18 protein-coding genes are annotated in these 17,051 nt (G+C 47.9%); all 18 read right to left on the reverse strand.

The window, feature by feature from the left end; genetic code table 11:
• Positions 1 to 6: 6 nt before the first annotated feature.
• The gene (locus AOU00_RS02100; RefSeq protein ID WP_069289822.1) at positions 7 to 1,095 is read right to left on the reverse strand and encodes a prephenate dehydrogenase; all 1,089 of its coding nucleotides are present in this window, start codon (positions 1,093 to 1,095) and stop codon (positions 7 to 9) included.
• A 26-nt stretch (positions 1,096 to 1,121) separates the two neighbouring features.
• Positions 1,122 to 2,225 (reverse strand): histidinol-phosphate transaminase, encoded by a 1,104-nt coding sequence (gene hisC / locus AOU00_RS02105; protein WP_069289823.1) that lies wholly within the window; start codon positions 2,223 to 2,225, stop codon positions 1,122 to 1,124.
• Positions 2,226 to 2,279: 54 nt separating this feature from the next.
• Positions 2,280 to 3,086: a tryptophan synthase subunit alpha gene (gene trpA, locus AOU00_RS02110; RefSeq protein ID WP_069289824.1), complete on the reverse strand. Its 807-nt coding sequence runs from the start codon at positions 3,084 to 3,086 to the stop codon at positions 2,280 to 2,282.
• On the reverse strand, positions 3,083 to 4,279 hold the full coding sequence (gene trpB, locus AOU00_RS02115; protein WP_069289825.1) for a tryptophan synthase subunit beta: 1,197 nt from the start codon (positions 4,277 to 4,279) through the stop codon (positions 3,083 to 3,085). Before trpB ends, trpA begins: the two co-directional genes overlap by 4 nt.
• The gene (locus AOU00_RS02120; RefSeq protein WP_069289826.1) at positions 4,276 to 4,947 is read right to left on the reverse strand and encodes a phosphoribosylanthranilate isomerase; all 672 of its coding nucleotides are present in this window, start codon (positions 4,945 to 4,947) and stop codon (positions 4,276 to 4,278) included. Before AOU00_RS02120 ends, trpB begins: the two co-directional genes overlap by 4 nt.
• Positions 4,944 to 5,738 (reverse strand): indole-3-glycerol phosphate synthase TrpC, encoded by a 795-nt coding sequence (trpC, locus tag AOU00_RS02125; RefSeq protein WP_069289827.1) that lies wholly within the window; start codon positions 5,736 to 5,738, stop codon positions 4,944 to 4,946. The genes AOU00_RS02120 and trpC overlap by 4 nt, the downstream gene beginning before the upstream one ends.
• Positions 5,728 to 6,774 carry an anthranilate phosphoribosyltransferase gene (gene trpD, locus AOU00_RS02130; protein ID WP_069289828.1) on the reverse strand — a complete coding sequence of 349 codons (1,047 nt, stop codon included), beginning with the start codon at positions 6,772 to 6,774 and terminating at the stop codon, positions 5,728 to 5,730. The genes trpC and trpD overlap by 11 nt, the downstream gene beginning before the upstream one ends.
• Before the next feature lie 34 nt (positions 6,775 to 6,808).
• A complete protein-coding gene (gene trpE, locus AOU00_RS02135; protein WP_061829209.1) occupies positions 6,809 to 8,359 on the reverse strand; it encodes an anthranilate synthase component I in 1,551 nt (516 codons plus the stop codon).
• 385 nt (positions 8,360 to 8,744) lie between these two features.
• Positions 8,745 to 9,119, reverse strand: coding sequence for a chorismate mutase (aroH, locus tag AOU00_RS02140; protein WP_013310718.1), 375 nt, complete (start codon positions 9,117 to 9,119; stop codon positions 8,745 to 8,747).
• A gap of 2 nt (positions 9,120 to 9,121) precedes the next feature.
• Positions 9,122 to 10,216 carry a 3-dehydroquinate synthase gene (gene aroB, locus AOU00_RS02145; RefSeq protein WP_061829210.1) on the reverse strand — a complete coding sequence of 365 codons (1,095 nt, stop codon included), beginning with the start codon at positions 10,214 to 10,216 and terminating at the stop codon, positions 9,122 to 9,124.
• Between the two features lies 1 nt (position 10,217).
• Positions 10,218 to 11,387, reverse strand: a complete 1,170-nt coding sequence (gene aroC, locus AOU00_RS02150) for a chorismate synthase (protein WP_013310720.1) — start codon at positions 11,385 to 11,387, stop codon at positions 10,218 to 10,220.
• A gap of 229 nt (positions 11,388 to 11,616) precedes the next feature.
• Positions 11,617 to 12,417: a CheR family methyltransferase gene (locus AOU00_RS02155; protein WP_023989169.1), complete on the reverse strand. Its 801-nt coding sequence runs from the start codon at positions 12,415 to 12,417 to the stop codon at positions 11,617 to 11,619.
• A 30-nt stretch (positions 12,418 to 12,447) separates the two neighbouring features.
• On the reverse strand, positions 12,448 to 12,891 hold the full coding sequence (gene ndk, locus AOU00_RS02160) for a nucleoside-diphosphate kinase (protein ID WP_061829211.1): 444 nt from the start codon (positions 12,889 to 12,891) through the stop codon (positions 12,448 to 12,450).
• Positions 12,892 to 13,001: 110 nt separating this feature from the next.
• Positions 13,002 to 13,976 carry a polyprenyl synthetase family protein gene (locus AOU00_RS02165; protein ID WP_061829212.1) on the reverse strand — a complete coding sequence of 325 codons (975 nt, stop codon included), beginning with the start codon at positions 13,974 to 13,976 and terminating at the stop codon, positions 13,002 to 13,004.
• A complete protein-coding gene (locus tag AOU00_RS02170; RefSeq protein ID WP_061829213.1) occupies positions 13,973 to 14,839 on the reverse strand; it encodes a menaquinone biosynthetic enzyme MqnA/MqnD family protein in 867 nt (288 codons plus the stop codon). Before AOU00_RS02170 ends, AOU00_RS02165 begins: the two co-directional genes overlap by 4 nt.
• Positions 14,796 to 15,455: a UbiX family flavin prenyltransferase gene (locus AOU00_RS02175; RefSeq protein ID WP_061829214.1), complete on the reverse strand. Its 660-nt coding sequence runs from the start codon at positions 15,453 to 15,455 to the stop codon at positions 14,796 to 14,798. Before AOU00_RS02175 ends, AOU00_RS02170 begins: the two co-directional genes overlap by 44 nt.
• Complete coding sequence (locus AOU00_RS02180) at positions 15,455 to 16,327, reverse strand: UbiA-like polyprenyltransferase (protein WP_061829215.1); 873 nt, start codon at positions 16,325 to 16,327, stop codon at positions 15,455 to 15,457. Before AOU00_RS02180 ends, AOU00_RS02175 begins: the two co-directional genes overlap by 1 nt.
• Entirely contained in the window at positions 16,320 to 17,048 is a 729-nt protein-coding gene (locus tag AOU00_RS02185) for a demethylmenaquinone methyltransferase (RefSeq protein WP_061829257.1), read from the reverse strand. The genes AOU00_RS02180 and AOU00_RS02185 overlap by 8 nt, the downstream gene beginning before the upstream one ends.
• Between the last annotated feature and the right edge of the window lie 3 nt (positions 17,049 to 17,051).

Consider the following 17,051-nt stretch of genomic DNA (forward strand, 5'->3'; position numbering starts at 1 on the left):
CACCCTTCACACCACCACTTTATACCCCATCGAATCCAGCAGAGTCTTGGCACGCTCCCAATCCTGCTCTTGACGGAAGGAAAGCCGCATGATGCCTGGGACATCCTCCCGGCTTTCAATGATTTGCATATTGCTCAGATTAATGCTGTGATTCCCCAGTTCCATAGCAATTCGCCCGATAATCCCTGGGGTATCCGGTACATCAATATACAGATCAAACGTGGAGACGATGACTCCTTTGCGACGCTCTGGCAGTTCACTGCGGAAGTGCCCAGCTGTCAAAAACTCGTCAGCGATTCCCTCACCGTCTTGTATTCTCAGTAAATGGGTAAAACGCTCAATCTGTCCGTTCCATTCTTCCAACAGGCCTAGTAAAACTTCACGATTGCTCAGTAAGATGTCCCGCCACACAACCGGATCACTAGAGGCTATCCGTGTAATATCACGGAACCCGCCCGCAGCCAATGTACGGTACAACGGATTTTCATCATTGTGCTTTCGCACCTGATTCACCAGCGCCGCTGCAATAATGTGCGGAAGATGGCTAATCGCACCGACAATATCATCATGCATATCAGGTTGGACACGCACAACATGAGCACTAGTATATTTTAATAAACGTTCCAGTGAACTGTATGCTTCCTCAGGCACACCCTCTGCCGGGGAAAGCACATAATATGCGTTTTCAAATAACAATGCGGAAGCAGCCTTTACACCGGAACGCTCCGAACCGGCCATCGGATGACCACCGATAAAGTAAGCGTTGCGCAAAGAAATTTCTGATGCTTTTTTGGCAATTGCCGATTTCGTGCTGCCTACATCAGTAATAATACAACCCGTTTTAAGCGGTAGCTTGCTTAACAGTTCGAGATAATGTTCCAATAAGCCCACAGGTACGCATAAAAAAATAAAATCGGCATCCTCTGCCGCTTCTTCAACCGAAAGAGTCGCGGTGTCCACGACACCACGGCTTAACATCGGTTCCATCAGTTCAGGGAGATGGGCATGGCCGACAACAGTAATATCCGGCTTCCCTTTAAAACAAAGTGCGAGGGACCCACCAATCAGTCCCACGCCGAAAATGGCAATCTTCATCAATTATCAAATCCCATCTGCGGAAATTATAGGCGTACTTTCGCCGCTTCCGCCCCCAGGACCTGTTCCAGCACACGAATAAACAACTCATTTTGCGGCTGTGATCCAACCGACACCCTAATATATGTCGGATATTTATGATGACCTGCGCGAATAATCACACCTTTACGAAGCAACTCCTGGAATACCTCACCGGATGGACGACGTACATCCAGCATAATAAAATTACCATGTGCCGGGAAAGACTCCAGCCCCAGACGCTTGAGCTCATTTTGCAAATAAGCTCTGCCCTCTGCATTACGATCCCGGCATTCTTGAACAAATTCCTGATCTTCCAAGGCAGCAATGGCCGCAGCCTGCGCTACCCGTGATGTATTAAACGGTTCACGAACCTGATTTATCAAGCGAATGATTGACTCGGCTCCCATACCATAACCAATGCGCAGCGAAGCAAGCCCATAGATTTTGGAGAAGGTGCGTAGTACAACCAGGTTTTCGTACGCTGGCAACAAACGAATGCCGTCGGGATACGAACGATCCGTCACAAACTCGGCGTAGGCTTCATCCAGAACAACCATGATGTGCTTTGGTACTTGGTCCAAAAACGCAATTAGCTCTGCTTCAGGTACAATCGTGCCCGTCGGGTTATTTGGATTACAGATCCAAATAATTTTTGTACGGTCATTGATGTGAGACAGCATAGCATCCAAATCATGTACACCGTCACGCAAAGGCACCTCAACTGCAACCGCTCCCTCAATTTCCACATTACTTTTGTATACGGAAAATGTCTGATCGGCCATAATGCTTTCTTCCCCGGGAAGGAGGAAAGCACGCGTAATCAACGCAATTATTTCGTCAGATCCGCAGCCATAGATAAACTGTTCCTCTTTTAAACCCGTCCGTTTAGCTAGTGCCTGTGTCAAAGCTACCGCACTTCCGTCAGGATACACACTAATGTTAGCAAACTCCTGCTGAATGGCCTGCAACACTTTGGGAGAGCTACCATACGGATTCTCATTCGAAGCGAGCTTGATGACTTCATCGAGTCCCAGCTCACGTTTTACGTCTTCAATCGGTTTACCGGGCTGATATACTGGCAAATGTACAATATGCGGTTTAGGTTGCATGCCCCTACCTCCTCTATCCAATCAGAACATATTTATTACTTTCTATTTTGACAGTTACTGCTTTAATTGTGCCACAAAATTATGAATTTGCAAAAGACCTTCTTGCCTGCGCGCAGAATCATTCAGCAATGGAATGGCCTCCTCCACCTGACGTACAATTGCACTGCCGACCACAACTCCATCGCAAATGTTTGAAAACCGGGCTACCTGCTCTTGAGTAGAGATCCCGAAGCCAACCGCTACCGGAATATCTGTATGCCGTTTGACCTGCGCGATAAAGTCCTCTATACCTTCAAAAAAGGAAGCTCTTTCCCCAGTTACACCCAGCGAAGATACACAGTATACAAATCCACGGGCCTGACGGACAATTCGTTCGATCCGCTGTTCAGAAGTTGGAGCCACCAGAGGAATCAGATGCACACCCACCTCTGCGGCCCGTCCTCCCAGCTCCTCCGCTTCCTCAAGCGGAAGGTCCGGAATAATCAGACCGCTGATACCGTGCTCCTGCAAGCCTGCAAAGAAAGCATCCATACCCATCTGTAATACAGGGTTATAATACGTGAACAGAATAAAAGGCAGACTTGAACCTGCCGCTCTGGCCAGAGAAGCTGTCTCCATGCACGTGCGAATGGAAATTTGCCGTTTCAGTGCACGCTCAGACGCGCGCTGAATTACAGGACCGTCAGCCAGCGGGTCGGAATAGGGTACACCCAGTTCCAATATGTCAGCTCCGGCCGACTCTAACAGCCGAATGATCTCTATTGTAGTATCCACATCCGGGTCGCCTACCGTCAGAAAAGGAATTAATGCCGTTTTGCCTTCATTTTTAAGGCGACCAAACGCCTGATCAATTAAATTCATGACGGATTTCCTCCCAAATACTTGATAATGGAGTCCACATCTTTATCCCCGCGTCCAGACAAACAAATAACGATAATATCATCTGCCGTCAACGTAGGTGCCAGCTTGACGACCTGCGCAACTGCATGTGCCGACTCTAATGCAGGAAGTATTCCTTCGGTACGGCAGAGGAGCTGAAGTGCATCCAGCGCTTCCTGATCCGTGATCGGAACATATTTGGCCCGCTCAATATCTTTCAGGTATGAATGCTCCGGTCCAACACCTGGATAATCTAATCCAGCCGAGATGGAATGCGCAGGTTGCACTTGTCCATACTCATCCTGAAGCAGATAACTCATAGAGCCTTGGAAGACCCCTTGTGTTCCCTTGGTCATCGTAGCTGCATGGAATTCCGTTTCGACACCTTTTCCAGCGGCCTCCACGCCAATCAATGCGACACCCTGATCCTCAATAAAAGGATAAAACATGCCGATGGCATTGCTTCCGCCACCGATCGCTGCCACGATGACATCCGGAAGTCTGCCTTCCTTCTCTAGGATCTGGCGACGTGTTTCATCACCAATCACACGTTGGAAGTCCCGCACCATCATCGGATACGGGTGCGGGCCGACAGCTGAACCCAAAATATAGAACGTATCATGGACATGGCTGACCCAGTAACGCAAAGCTTCATTCCCGGCATCCTTAAGTGTACGTGTACCTGATGTCACCGGAATGACCTCTGCACCCAAAAGCTGCATCCGAAAGACGTTCAGCTGCTGGCGCACAGTATCCTCTTCGCCCATAAACACCTTGCATTCCAATCCGAGCAACGCAGCCACAGTCGCTGTCGCGACACCATGCTGTCCTGCGCCTGTTTCAGCAATGACCTTCTGTTTCCCCATACGCTTCGCCAGCAATCCCTGAGCTAATGCATTATTGATTTTGTGGGCACCGGTATGATTTAAATCTTCGCGCTTCAAGTAAATTTTAGCTCCGCCCAAATGCTGACTCAGACGCTCCGCATAATAAAGCGGCGTTTCCCGACCAGAATAGTCCTTAAGGAGCCCGTTCAACTCTGCTTTAAACTCGGGATCATCCGCGTACTTACGGTAGGATTCCTCCAATTCAATCAGTGCGTTCATCAACGTTTCCGGTACAAAACGTCCTCCAAATGTTCCAAAACGTCCGTTGTTATCAGGTAATTGTGTCATGCCTGCTTCACCCTTTCTACGAATGCTGTGATTTTTGCAATGTCCTTGACTCCGTTCGTCTCTACACCGCTGGATACATCCAGCCCATGGGGATGATACTCATGAACCAGCTTTTCCGCATTATCGGCAGTCAACCCGCCGGCTACAAACAAAGGAATTCCATGTTGATGGGTCCAAGCCTGATAGGCAGGAATTCGATCCCACGCAAACGTTTTTCCGGAGCCGCCGCCATACAGGGGATCGTATGTATCCAGCAATAAAGCGTCAATTGTCCCGACATAGGCATCCAATTCGTCCGCCGAGCGTTCTGTTTGTCCTTGACTGTCCACAGACCATGCCTTGAATACCTGTATACCAAAATGCTCCCTAATTTCCCGACAGCGCCGCGGACTCTCCTGTCCATGCAGCTGTATGACATCCAAGGGTGCTTTCTCCATCACATCATTTAACAGTGCATCACCAGGGTTCACAAATACACCCACGCTGCGCGGTCTGCTGCCTGAGGTCCATTCATCTAATACGCGAAGCAGCTTTCCAGCCTGTACGCCGTCAATCCGGCGCTTACTGTCAGCAAACACAAAACCTATATAATCGACCGGTAAGTTTACCATAGATTTTAGCACTTCAACGCTTTGAAGTCCACAAATTTTTACGCCCGTTTTGTTCATGCTTTAACCCCGTCCATCAATTCGGCTACAGCCTGTCCTACATCTTCCTTGCGCATCAGATGCTCCCCCACCAAGATACCGTGTGCACCTACCGAATGCAGATAATTAACATCTTCCGGTCCCGCAATTCCGCTCTCACTGATGAACGTAACCCCTTTAGGAATTAGTGAGATCAGCTCCTCTGTCGTCTGGAGACGAGTCTCGAATGTCCGCAGATTTCGGTTATTTACGCCAATTAAGGTTGCTGTCCCCAGCTCCAGCACTGCTTTAAGCTCCTCACTGTCATGCACCTCTACCAACGCGTCCAGCCCGAGGTCCTTGGCAATCTGTAAAAAAGACCCTAATACACGGGGTTCCAGGATAGCGGCAATCAATAGCACCGCATCCGCTCCCAGCAGACGAGCTTCATATATTTGCCGTTCATCAATGATAAAATCCTTTCGCAGCAGCGGAATCTTCACCTGATCGCGAATTTGCTGTAAATATTCAGGGCTCCCCTGAAAATACGTCACATCTGTCAGTACAGAAATGCAATCCGCTCCTGCTCCCTCATATGCACGTGCAATGTCCACCGGATGGAAATCCGGTCGAATCAACCCTTTGGATGGGGAAGCCTTCTTCACCTCAGCAATCAGTCCGAGCGGACGATTGCGTCTGCTCGCGATCGCATTTTCGAATCCTCTCGTCGCAGGTAAATCAGCAATTAATCGTTCAGCTTTACTTATTTGAAAATGCTCCTTAAGCTGCTCCACTTCTTGTCGCTTCGTCACCACAATTTTGTCAAGATACATATTGATATTCCCCCGTTGCCTGTATTAATTGATCCAGCTTGGAAATTGCCAGTCCTGAGTCAATGGCTTCTGCCGCTCGTGCTACTCCGTCCGTCAAGGTAGTCGCTGCACCTGATACATAAATGCACGCTCCTGCATTCGCTAACACAACATCCCGATAAGCCCCATGCTCTCCGTTTAAAATTCGTCGTATGATATCTGCGTTAACCTGTGCGTCGCCGCCCAGCACTTGATCAAGAGAATGCGTCTGCAAGCCCAGATCCGACGGATGAAGCTCGAACGTGTGAACCTTGCCGTCCTTCAGTTCGGATACTCGTGTCGCAGCTGAAATACTAATTTCATCTAGCCCATCCAGACTACTGACAACCATGGCCCGTTTGGAGCCGAGCTGGTTCAATACCTCGGCAATGACTTCCGTTTTGTTGGCGTCATAAATGCCCAAAAGCTGCCGATCCGCACCAGCCGGATTCGTCAAAGGACCTAGCATATTGAATACCGTCCGCACACCCAGCTCGCGGCGCGGCGCGGCGGCATGCTTCATAGACGGATGATACAGCTGTGCGAATAAAAAGCAGATGCCGATTCGGTCCAGACATGACCTAGCCTGATCACTCGTCAAATGAATGTTGACTCCCAATGCCTCCAGGACATCAGCGCTCCCGGCACGGCCACTTGCAGAACGATTGCCATGCTTTGCTACCCGTACAGACACCGAAGCTGCGATGATCGCGGATATCGTGGAAATATTAAACTTGTGAATCCCCGAACCTCCGGTTCCACATGTGTCCAGCAGACGACCGCTGCCTTCTTCAGCTTGCACTGGACTAGCGTAGCTACGCATAGCCTCGGCAAAACCAGTGATTTCATCTACCGTTTCCCCTTTGAGGCGAAGAGCCGTCAGCAGCCCGCCAATTTGCGCCTGTGTAGCACTTCCACTCATAATCTGTTCCATTACGCTACGGGCCTCCGTACGCGAAAGGTGCTGTCCCTCAATGATCCGGCTTAACCCCACTTGCATCATGTCATGTCGTTCCATTGTCGTCTCCTCCTCAAAATCAGATTTTTGTGTGTTACGGAGTGTACAAATAATCCTGGTTGATGACGCTGTTATAGGGCTGTGTCGTTGCCGGGAACATCACTTCTGCCGTACGGATTGCCTTCAGCAATGCCTTCGCTTTGTTCACCGTCTCCTGATACTCGCTTTCCGGAACCGAGTCCCACACAATTCCAGCGCCTGCCTGGACATAGGCCCGGTTCTTTTTAAACACAATCGTGCGAATCGTAATGCAAGCGTCCATATTGCCTGAGAAGCCTAAATATCCAATCGCCCCTGCATAGGGTCCGCGTGCTTCCCGCTCCAACTCAGCAATAATCTCCATGGCTCGTAGCTTCGGAGCCCCCGATACGGTGCCGGCTGGCAGACAAGACAGGAAAGCATCGAAGAAATCTTTGTCCTCCCGTAGCTCACCTGACACATTGGATACAATGTGCATGACATGGGAATAGCGTTCAATCTCCATGAACGTATCGCATTTGACTGTGCCAAACTGTGATACACGGCCCAAATCATTTCTTCCCAAATCGACCAGCATCAGATGTTCTGCACGTTCTTTTTCATCGTTTAACAGTTCTTCAGCAAGTGCCACATCTTCTGTCTCCGTTACCCCACGCGGTCTCGTTCCTGCAATAGGACGGGTTTCTACCCGGCCGTTTTCCACCTTGACGAGTGCCTCAGGCGAAGTGCCTACGATGATCTCGTCATCCATTTTCAAATAATACATATATGGCGACGGGTTCATCGTGCGCAGCACGCGGTATACCTGTAAAGGTGAAGCCTCTGTATCAATGTGAAAACGCTGGGATAGTACAACCTGAAAAATATCACCGGAGCGGATATACTCCTTCGCCTGCTCTACATTTGATATAAACTGTTCCTTCGTCACATTGGATTGGATCTCACCCAGTTCCACATCATCAGGAATGGAGGCTGATCCTAATCGCTCAGGCAGAGACTGCTTGCGCAAATACTGTGCCGTTTCCTCCAACTTGCGTTCCACGTCAGCATAAGCAGCACGAATGTCCTCATCGCGGAACCCTTCGCCTACATGAACATTGCCGACCAGCAAAATTTGCTGCTTCACATGATCAAAAACAATGACTTGATCGCAGAACATAAAACGAATATCATCCATATTCAAATCATCTACCAAATGCTCTGGTAGCTTTTCATAATATTGAAGCAGGTCATATCCAAAAAATCCGATAGCCCCGCCTGTAAATGGAGGCATTTCTTTCAGTTTCGGACTACGGTATTTACGAAGCAATGCTTTGAGCGCTTCAATCGGCTTGTCGTTTAATATTTGCCGTTTACCGTGTTGTTCCAATATCAAACGTCCTTTTTTACCCGAGACCATTAGAAACGGATCTGTACCGATGAATGAATGTCGCGCCCACTGTTCGCCTCCCTCTACACTCTCTAGCAGAAAGGCACGGTCCCGCTCGGCATACCGACGGAAAATCCGAATCGGCGTCTCCATATCAGCCAGCACTTTTTTGTACACAGGAATCAGGTTAAATTCATTCGCCATCGTTATCACTTGCTCCACATGCGGCGTTAACATGAGATCACTTCCTTTCCAAATTGGCGCAGAACCATAGGAGAGAATATAAAAAAGCCTCTACCGGTAAGGTAGAGGCTGTCAGTTATTGAAATTATAAGAATGCTCCATATGTAAATGACTACAGCAAATAGATAAGTATACACTCATCCCTTTTGTATAAACACGCAGGTTGCTTCAAATAAGCTTCTCTGTAGAAGAATATCTCTTCATAGACAAAAGCTTACCTGCTACCGCCGGTCTCTGTAATCTCATATGGAATTGGCTAAGGCTGCACTCTTCTCATCTCAACTCTGTCTCTGGCTAACTCTACTCTACTTAACTCTGCTACACACACTATATCTCATGGAATGTTACTTTGGCAACCATCAACTTTAAAAACGGGCACTTATTTCCCTTGGGAAGCCAGATCCGGTCTTAACGCCTGTGCTCCGTTCAAATATACATGTTTAATTTCCCGCTGGGATTTATCGGTGTTCACCTGTACCATCAAACGGATGCACTTGGGTAAACTGCCTGCCACAGGAATTTCTAATGCACACATGAGCGGAACCATATCCCAGCCATCAAGCTGACGAATGGCCTTGGCTGGAAAGGCAGTATCCAGGTCATGGGTCACCGTAATCCATACGTTACTAATATCCTCCGGCTGAATTTCATTGTAGGATACAATTTCCTCCAATAGTTGGCATGTTGCTTCCAAAATTTCGTTTTCTTCATTATTCACTACGGTCGTCGCGCCACGAATTCCCCGATTGTACATCGTTACGCCCCCTCTTTTAACTGTTCAATAACTTGTCGGATGTAAGAGACGGAAATATCCTTCACAACCTCCACGTGCCCGATGCTACGTGGGACGACAAAAGTAATGCTGCCTTCTTTGAACTTTTTGTCATGCATCATCGCGTCCAGCAGTCGATCTGTATCGAGATGTGACGGAAGGGAGGTCGGTAGCCGTAGCGAAGACAACATCTCCTTCGTTTCATCTACCAAAGAAGGATCTGCCCCCAGCTTCACGCCCAAAAGTGCGGAGCCGACCATACCAATAGAAATGGCTTCCCCGTGTAAAAACTCACCGTATCCCGCAATGGCTTCAATCGCATGACCAATCGTATGACCTAGGTTTAGAATAGCGCGCAAATCATTTTCTCGTTCATCGCGCGACACCACTTCGGCTTTTACGGAACATCCCTTTTCCAGACCGTACTCCAGAGCTGTCGCATCCAGCGCAAGTAAATCAGTCGCATGGTCACGGCACCACTGGGCGAAATCAGCATCCCAGATCAAGCCATGCTTGATCATTTCAGCAAGCCCCGCAGATACCTCACGAGGAGGTAGTGTTGACAACGTATCTACGTCATACAACACAAGTTCCGGTTGATGGAAGGCTCCTATCATATTTTTCGCCAAAGGATGATTGATGCCAACCTTACCGCCCACGCTACTGTCATGGGCAAGGATCGTAGTGGGGATCTGTACAAACTTGACACCTCTCATATAAGAAGCCGCCACAAATCCAGCCAAATCGCCCACCACACCACCACCAAGTGCAATAACGGCTGAATTGCGATCCAAGCCGCCCTCAGTGGCTGCTGTTATGACCTGCTCAAATACAGCAAGCGACTTGGAGGTTTCACCTGGCTTAACGACAAAGGACACTGTCTTGTAGCCAGATGCCTGAAGATTGCTCTCCAATGTTGCCAAGTAGAATCCCGCTACATTTTCGTCAGAAACAATCAACAACGGGCTTTTTTGCGCAATTCCTCGTTCCTTCAACAACTCTCCGGCTCGATGTAAAAGCCCTCGTCCGATATGAATAGGATAAGAACGTTCCCCAAGCTGTACCGTCAGCGTACTCATCTTAGTACCGCCCCAGTTGTTCTTCGTAGGATGCAATATTCGCACGAATCTCTTCAATCGAATCCCCGCCGAATTTTTCTAGCAAAGCTTTCGCAATCTCCCAAGCTACCACATGCTCCATAACTACGCTAGCCGCGGGTACTGCACATGCATCCGAACGCTCAACCTGTGCAGTGAACGCTTCCTTTGTATCAATGTCGACGCTTTGCAGAGGCTTGTAGAGTGTAGGAATCGGCTTCATTACGCCACGAACCACAACTGGCATTCCATTCGTCATACCACCCTCAAAACCACCCAAACGATTGGTACGACGGTGATACCCACGTTCCTCATCATATAGGATCTCGTCATGCACCTGTGAACCGCGCAATTCTCCTGCTTCAAAGCCAATGCCGATTTCCACGCCTTTAAATGCATTAATCGACATGACGCCTTGTGCGATACGTGCATCCAGCTTCCGATCATACTGTACATGACTGCCCAGACCAATCGGAACACCTTCTACAATACATTCCACTACCCCACCGACTGAATCACCTTCTTGCTTGATCAGATCAATATATGCTTCCATTTTCTTTTCGGTTTCTGGATCGGTTACTCTCACCGAGGAGGCTTCTGTCACGGCAATCAGCTCATCAATCGGCAGATCACGGTAAGGAGCTTCGATTTCCCCAATGCGGATGACCTGACCTGCCACCTTGATTCCGAACTCAGCCAGCAATTGACGGGCCAAACCGCCGCATGCCACACGAATTGCTGTTTCGCGTGCACTGGAGCGCTCCAGCACGTTACGAAGATCCTTCAGGTTGTATTTCATTCCGCCATTCAAATCCGCATGACCCGGACGTGGTCGGTGAACCCGACGTTTTTCTTCATCACTGCCTTCAATAGGCTCAATATTCATAATGTTCTGCCAGTGCTTCCAATCGTTATTTTCCACAACCAGCGCAATCGGTGCACCCGTGGTATAGCCGTGACGTACGCCTCCGGCAATTTTCGCCGTATCTTTTTCAATCTGCATACGCCGACCCCGTCCATATCCTTTCTGACGACGGTGCAGCTGAAAATTCAATTCCTCAAAATCCAATTTTAAATTGCTCGGCATACCCTCTACAATGGCAGTTAGCTGGGGACCATGCGTTTCCCCCGCGGTTAAATAACGTAAACTCATGACGCGTTCCCCCTTTAAACTGTTAAACTGTGCATCGCTAAAATCTTTAACTGTGCTTCATTATAGTATACGCACCTTTCTTTGACAAGAAAAGCCACGTGTATGCAGATAAACAAAAACACGCCTCTTAGCCAAAGGAGCTAAAGGACGTGCTTTGCTGATAAGCCAACCATTAATTACTCAAAGATATAAATAAGTTCCTACAAAACTTTGGATGATATATGCAGGCTTATGCTTTTTTGCGATAAAAAAAGGTTTCCGTCGATTCCAGACCATATTGGTTAGGAGAAAAGATTTGCTCTGTGCTACCGACAAATAACACACCGCCGGGACGAAGACTGGCTGCAAACTTTTGATACAACGTATGTTTGGCCTCTTCTGTAAAATAAATCATTACATTTCGACAGATAATGAGATCATAGCCATCCTCAAACCGATCCAGCAGCAAGTTTTGCTTTTGAAATTTCACGGCTTGTTTCAAACGGTCATCAATTCGATACATCGCACCATCCGGCTTGAAATATTTGCTAGCTACCTGCTCAGGTACATCCTTGAGCGAACGCTCCAAATATTTACCTTCCTTGGCTTTTGCCAATGCACCATCATCAATGTCGGAAGCTGTAATGGAGCAATTTCCTAAAATCCCTTTACCGTCGAGAACCATAGCCAGGCTATAAGGCTCTTCACCAGTCGAGCAGGCCGCACTCCACAGCTTAAGCTTCTGCTTTCCTACAAGCAGTTGTGGCAAGATTGTATCCCGCAGCACTTCCCACCGATTGGGATTTCGCCAAAATTCCGAAACATTGATCGTCATCCGATCCAGAAATTCATAGAATAGAGGTTTTTCCTTCATCATGGCATCATAAAAAGAAACAAAACTGGGAAACCCGTTTTTGTTGCGAAGCGTAGTTAACCGCCTTTTCATCTGTGCTTCTTTGTATTGTGCAAGATCAATACCTGTGCTGTCCTTGATTTTGCGGATAAACGCTGTGTAATCGGGGTCCGTCTGACCCAGTTCCATATCCGTCATGCTACCATCCTTCTTCATACGTAATTAAACTTATACCCAGGTCGCCACACTTTTTTCATACCGAACGGATTCTTCCGGCAGGAAAAAATTTGCAATCTCGCGCTCTGCGCTCTCCGGTGAATCTGAACCATGAATGAGGTTAAACGGTGTATGTGCTGCAAAGTCTCCACGAATTGTGCCCGGAAGAGCTTCGGTTACTTGTGTTTTACCAATCAACAAGCGGGAGAGCGTAACGATGTTATCCCCTTCCCATACCATAGCAAACACAGGGCCTGATGTGATAAAGCCTACAAGCTCTTCAAAAAAAGGCTTGCCCACATGCTCTGCATAATGCCGTTCTGCCTGTTCTCTTGATACTTGCACAAGCTTGCCAGCTGCCATTTTGAAGCCTTTGTCTTCCAGACGACTGATGATACGTCCAATCAGTCCACGTTGTACACCATCCGGTTTAACCATCAAAAAAGTACGATCCATCGGCTCACTCCCAATCCAATCTAATGTATTTATACAGTACTAAACTGTATTGTAACAGAAAGCTTGGAAACGGTTAAAGTATTTTGTCACAGCAAACCCAAAACACAACTTTAGTAGGAGCGGCGTGTTACAAAATGAGCAATATCGCGTAGCGTCTTTTTTGTTTTGACATCCGGTAGTAAGTCCAGCGCGTTTAGCGCTTTATTAATATATCGGTCGGCGAGAATTTCAGCTTTAGCGATTCCTTCACTTTTTTTGATCATATCCACCGCTTTGCGTGCATCTCCTTGCCCATCCCCATCCTGAATGCGGCGGATTTCAGCCAGTAGATCTGCACGCAGCTCAGGCTGTTCGAGCGCATAAATCACTGGAAGCGTAATATTCCCCTGTCTCATATCGCTGCCCGGCGGCTTGCCAATCTTTTTTTCCGTGCCACACAGATCGAGCAGATCATCCTGAATTTGAAAAGCCATACCTACGTTATAGCCATAGCTGTACAGCAGGGAATTGATACTTTCCCGTGCCCCTGCAGCCATAGCTCCCAACTGGCAGCTAACCGCAATCAACAATGCTGTTTTGCGCCGTATGCGAAGCAAATAATTACGCACACTCTGATCCACATTAAAAAAATCACGAATCTGTTCCATTTCACCAATGGACATCTGCACCAGCGCTTTAGACAGTACCCGGTGAATGTCGGGATTCGGCAGTCCAGCAGCAATAGACAGCGCACGTGCATATATGTAGTCTCCGGTGTACATAGCCACCCGATTGTCCCATTTGGACTTCACGGTGGGTTGACCGCGTCTCATTTCCGCATCGTCAATCACATCGTCGTGAACGAGAGAGGCAGAATGAATCAGTTCTAGAGGTACCGCTATACGCTTGAGCTTGTCCAGATCATATTCTCCAAACTTGCCTCCCAGCAATACAAATACGGGACGCAAACGCTTGCCCCCTGCTTTAAGCAGATGAAGCGACGTATCATTAATCAACGGCTCCGTACTGTCGATACTGCGGTACAACTCTTCTTCTATAAAGTTCATATCCTTCTTTAATAAACCAAACAAATCCAATCGTTTCATTCTTTCACCCGTGTCAGCGTATTGTCACTCCAGAGAAGCGGCTTCACTCGTCGGTCAAGCAGCCCCAGTTCATGCGCATACTGAAAATAAAGCTCTAAACCTTGTTGTTGCTTCTCTCCAAAATCATAACACAGATTAGTAAAGTAGCGCTCCCAATAATCTCGCAGACCTCCAATTTCCTCGCATGCTTCAGAAATAACAGGCGTCAGGTCCGACAGACTACGCTGCTTGCTTGCGCGGAACGCACTCGCAATTTCAGCCACTGCGGCAGGATTCTGAGCAGCAACAGCACGTCGTACTGCCCATACAGCAAAAGTCATACTGTAGCCCGTCCAGCGCTTCCACTCTTCTCCGAGGTCCGTAACATACAGATCTTCACTTCGCCAAGATGCCTTAATTGCGTGATCTCCAATCAATAGCCCTGCATCTGCCTGTTCCAGCATCAAGTCAAGATCCGGTTCACAGTCAAAATAGGAAGGTTGACCTTCCCATGCCTTTTGCATCAAAATTTTCAACAAATTCACGGATGTAGCAGACGTATTCGTAAGTGCAATGGTTCCGTTTTTGATTTCGTCCAGCGGCTTGCGTGAAAATAGTAAAATGGATTGCACAGGACCATCTGCACTGACGGATAAATCTGGCAACAATAGCATTTCCTCAGCACCCGATGCATACGCAAAGGAGGACATCGCACTAATATCCAAACTCCCATTCAGCATACCTTGATTCAATTCAGCCGGAACTTTAGAAACCATCTCCGCCGAATGGAGAAGCTCAGAAGGATTAAAAAAATGAAAAATAGGCCAAGCGTTTGTATATTTAATTTTTCCGATTGTGATTGTCTTGGTGTCCGGTGTCGGCATCGGAATCCCCCCATCTCGTAAACAGTTGATGTTCTATACGCAAGCTGTCCAATACTTTGCCTACGAGGAACAGCACAATATCATCCAGCGTCTTCGGATGAAAGTAAAAAGCCGGCATAGCCGGAATCATTTTGACGCCGAGTCTCGCAAGCTTAAGCATGTTTTCCAAATGAATGGCATGTAGAGGTGTCTCACGAGGCACAAGGATCAGCGGACGACCTTCCTTCATCATCACGTCCGCTGCCCTCGCCATGAGATTATCGGACGAACCGTGTGCTACTGCTGACAACGTCCCCATCGAGCATGGCATGATAATCATCGCATCCACCAAATAAGAGCCGCTCGCAATCGAAGCTCCAATATCTGTGAACGGATGGTATACAAGAGAACCGGGACGGCCTCCGAATTGTTCATTCAAAGCCCCTTCCCGGTCAGTCACATTCCAGCCCAACTCCTCTTTCAACACCCGCCAGCCAGCATTGGAAACGATCAGGTGAACTGTGTATTGCAAGTCCAGCAGAGTCTCTACCAGTCGCACACCATAAATGCTTCCGCTCGCGCCTGTAATGCCAATAACGATTCGTTTGCCTTGATGTCCGCTCACCTGATTATTCATTAGTATTGACGCACCACCAAATCAATCAGTGTAAAGGCAAATACGACAGTGCTAAGTACACCGTTCATAGTAAAGAATGCCGTCTGCAATCGACTCAAATCTTTTGGAGATACGATATAGTGTTCATAAAATAAAATAATGTACGAAATAATCATGCCCGCCAGATACCACCAGCTTAAATCTGCAATAAAGAACAATACAATAAATCCGATCGCCGTAATGACGTGGAATGCCCGAGCGATGTTCAGCGCACCTGCTACACCAAAACGGGCAGGAATAGAATAAACTCCTTCGTTTTGGTCAAAATCTATATCCTGACAAGCATAAATTACATCAAATCCCGCCGTCCAAAATGCAATCGTGAGATATAGTACGATAGCGGTCAGATCTATCTGTCCCGTTACTGCAACCCACGCGCCTAGTGGCGCCAAACCAATGGTCAGACCAAGTACAATATGGCAAAGCCAAGTGAAACGCTTGGTGTAAGAATAAAAAACGAGCATAAAAAAGGCCAGCGGAAACAGCTTGAACGCCAGCGGACTTAACTTGAATGATGCCCAGAATAACAACACCAAACTGACGATAATGAAAATCACCACTTCGCTCGATTTGAGCAATCCCGCCGGGATAGCGCGTCCTGCTGTGCGCGGATTTTTCCCGTCAATCACCCGGTCAATCATACGATTGAAGCCAAAAGCCGCGCTACGTGCGCCTACCATAGCTAGCAGGATCCAGCCGATCTGCGGCCAGGAGGGAAGGTTGCCTGTCACGACAACAGACCCCAATACAGCCCCCATGAATGCAAATGGGAGCGCAAATAACGTATGTTCAATTTTAATCATTTCCAAAAAAATAGCAATTTTCTTAAACATGCTGACTCTCCTTGATTCCAATGTGCAATGCCGCAATGCCTCCGGTGAGAGAATGAGCCTGGACATCCTTCAATCCGACTTCACGGAAGATGCCAGCCAACTCATCCCTTCCTGGAAAAAGCGCCAACGAATCAGGGAGCCATTTATACTGCTCATAACGTTTGGCGAACAATTTGCCGAGCATGGGCAAGATGTGTTGAAAATATGTGTAGTAAATCCCCTTGAACGGCTGCCAAGTAGGTTTGGACAATTCCAGACATACGACCTGCCCGCCAGGTTTGACGACTCGTTGCATCTCCTGTAACACTTGGCGCAGGTCAGGCACGTTGCGCAGACCGAAACCAATTGTCGCATAATCAAATGAATTATCTTCAAAAGGTAGTTCCATCGCGTTGCCCTGAACAAGCTTAATTTGCTTTTCACGGGATTCTGATGTAATCTTACGCTCGCCAACATTGAGCATGTTCTGACTAAAATCCAGTCCTACGATGTGACCACTTTCACTTGCACGCGCCATCGCAAGCGTCCAGTCACATGTGCCACAGCAGAGATCGATTGCCGTATCGCCGCGATGCATGTTCATTTTTTTCATCGTAAATTTCCGCCAAGCCTTATGTCTGCGAAAGCTCAGTATATCGTTCATCAAATCGTATTTACCTGCTATACTTTCAAACACGCCATGAACGAATTGTTCTTTCGGCTTGGTGTCGCTTGATCCCATCAC

This window comes from Paenibacillus polymyxa, assembly GCF_001719045.1.
Classification (GTDB): domain Bacteria; phylum Bacillota; class Bacilli; order Paenibacillales; family Paenibacillaceae; genus Paenibacillus; species Paenibacillus polymyxa_B.

Bases quoted from the DNA above. Each gene is read 5' to 3' on its own strand.
- AOU00_RS02100 (WP_069289822.1), bottom strand. From the start codon at position 1,095: ATGAAGATTGCCATTTTCGGCGTGGGACTGATTGGTGGGTCCCTCGCA.
- hisC (WP_069289823.1), bottom strand. From the start codon at position 2,225: ATGCAACCTAAACCGCATATTGTACATTTGCCAGTATATCAGCCCGGT.
- trpA (WP_069289824.1), bottom strand. From the start codon at position 3,086: ATGAATTTAATTGATCAGGCGTTTGGTCGCCTTAAAAATGAAGGCAAA.
- trpB (WP_069289825.1), bottom strand. From the start codon at position 4,279: ATGACACAATTACCTGATAACAACGGACGTTTTGGAACATTTGGAGGA.
- AOU00_RS02120 (WP_069289826.1), bottom strand. From the start codon at position 4,947: ATGAACAAAACGGGCGTAAAAATTTGTGGACTTCAAAGCGTTGAAGTG.
- trpC (WP_069289827.1), bottom strand. From the start codon at position 5,738: ATGTATCTTGACAAAATTGTGGTGACGAAGCGACAAGAAGTGGAGCAG.
- trpD (WP_069289828.1), bottom strand. From the start codon at position 6,774: ATGGAACGACATGACATGATGCAAGTGGGGTTAAGCCGGATCATTGAG.
- trpE (WP_061829209.1), bottom strand. From the start codon at position 8,359: ATGTTAACGCCGCATGTGGAGCAAGTGATAACGATGGCGAATGAATTT.
- aroH (WP_013310718.1), bottom strand. From the start codon at position 9,119: ATGTACAATCGGGGAATTCGTGGCGCGACGACCGTAGTGAATAATGAA.
- aroB (WP_061829210.1), bottom strand. From the start codon at position 10,216: ATGAGTACGCTGACGGTACAGCTTGGGGAACGTTCTTATCCTATTCAT.
- aroC (WP_013310720.1), bottom strand. From the start codon at position 11,387: ATGAGTTTACGTTATTTAACCGCGGGGGAAACGCATGGTCCCCAGCTA.
- AOU00_RS02155 (WP_023989169.1), bottom strand. From the start codon at position 12,417: ATGACGGATATGGAACTGGGTCAGACGGACCCCGATTACACAGCGTTT.
- ndk (WP_061829211.1), bottom strand. From the start codon at position 12,891: ATGGATCGTACTTTTTTGATGGTTAAACCGGATGGTGTACAACGTGGA.
- AOU00_RS02165 (WP_061829212.1), bottom strand. From the start codon at position 13,976: ATGAAACGATTGGATTTGTTTGGTTTATTAAAGAAGGATATGAACTTT.
- AOU00_RS02170 (WP_061829213.1), bottom strand. From the start codon at position 14,839: ATGCCGACACCGGACACCAAGACAATCACAATCGGAAAAATTAAATAT.
- AOU00_RS02175 (WP_061829214.1), bottom strand. From the start codon at position 15,455: ATGAATAATCAGGTGAGCGGACATCAAGGCAAACGAATCGTTATTGGC.
- AOU00_RS02180 (WP_061829215.1), bottom strand. From the start codon at position 16,327: ATGTTTAAGAAAATTGCTATTTTTTTGGAAATGATTAAAATTGAACAT.
- AOU00_RS02185 (WP_061829257.1), bottom strand. From the start codon at position 17,048: ATGGGATCAAGCGACACCAAGCCGAAAGAACAATTCGTTCATGGCGTG.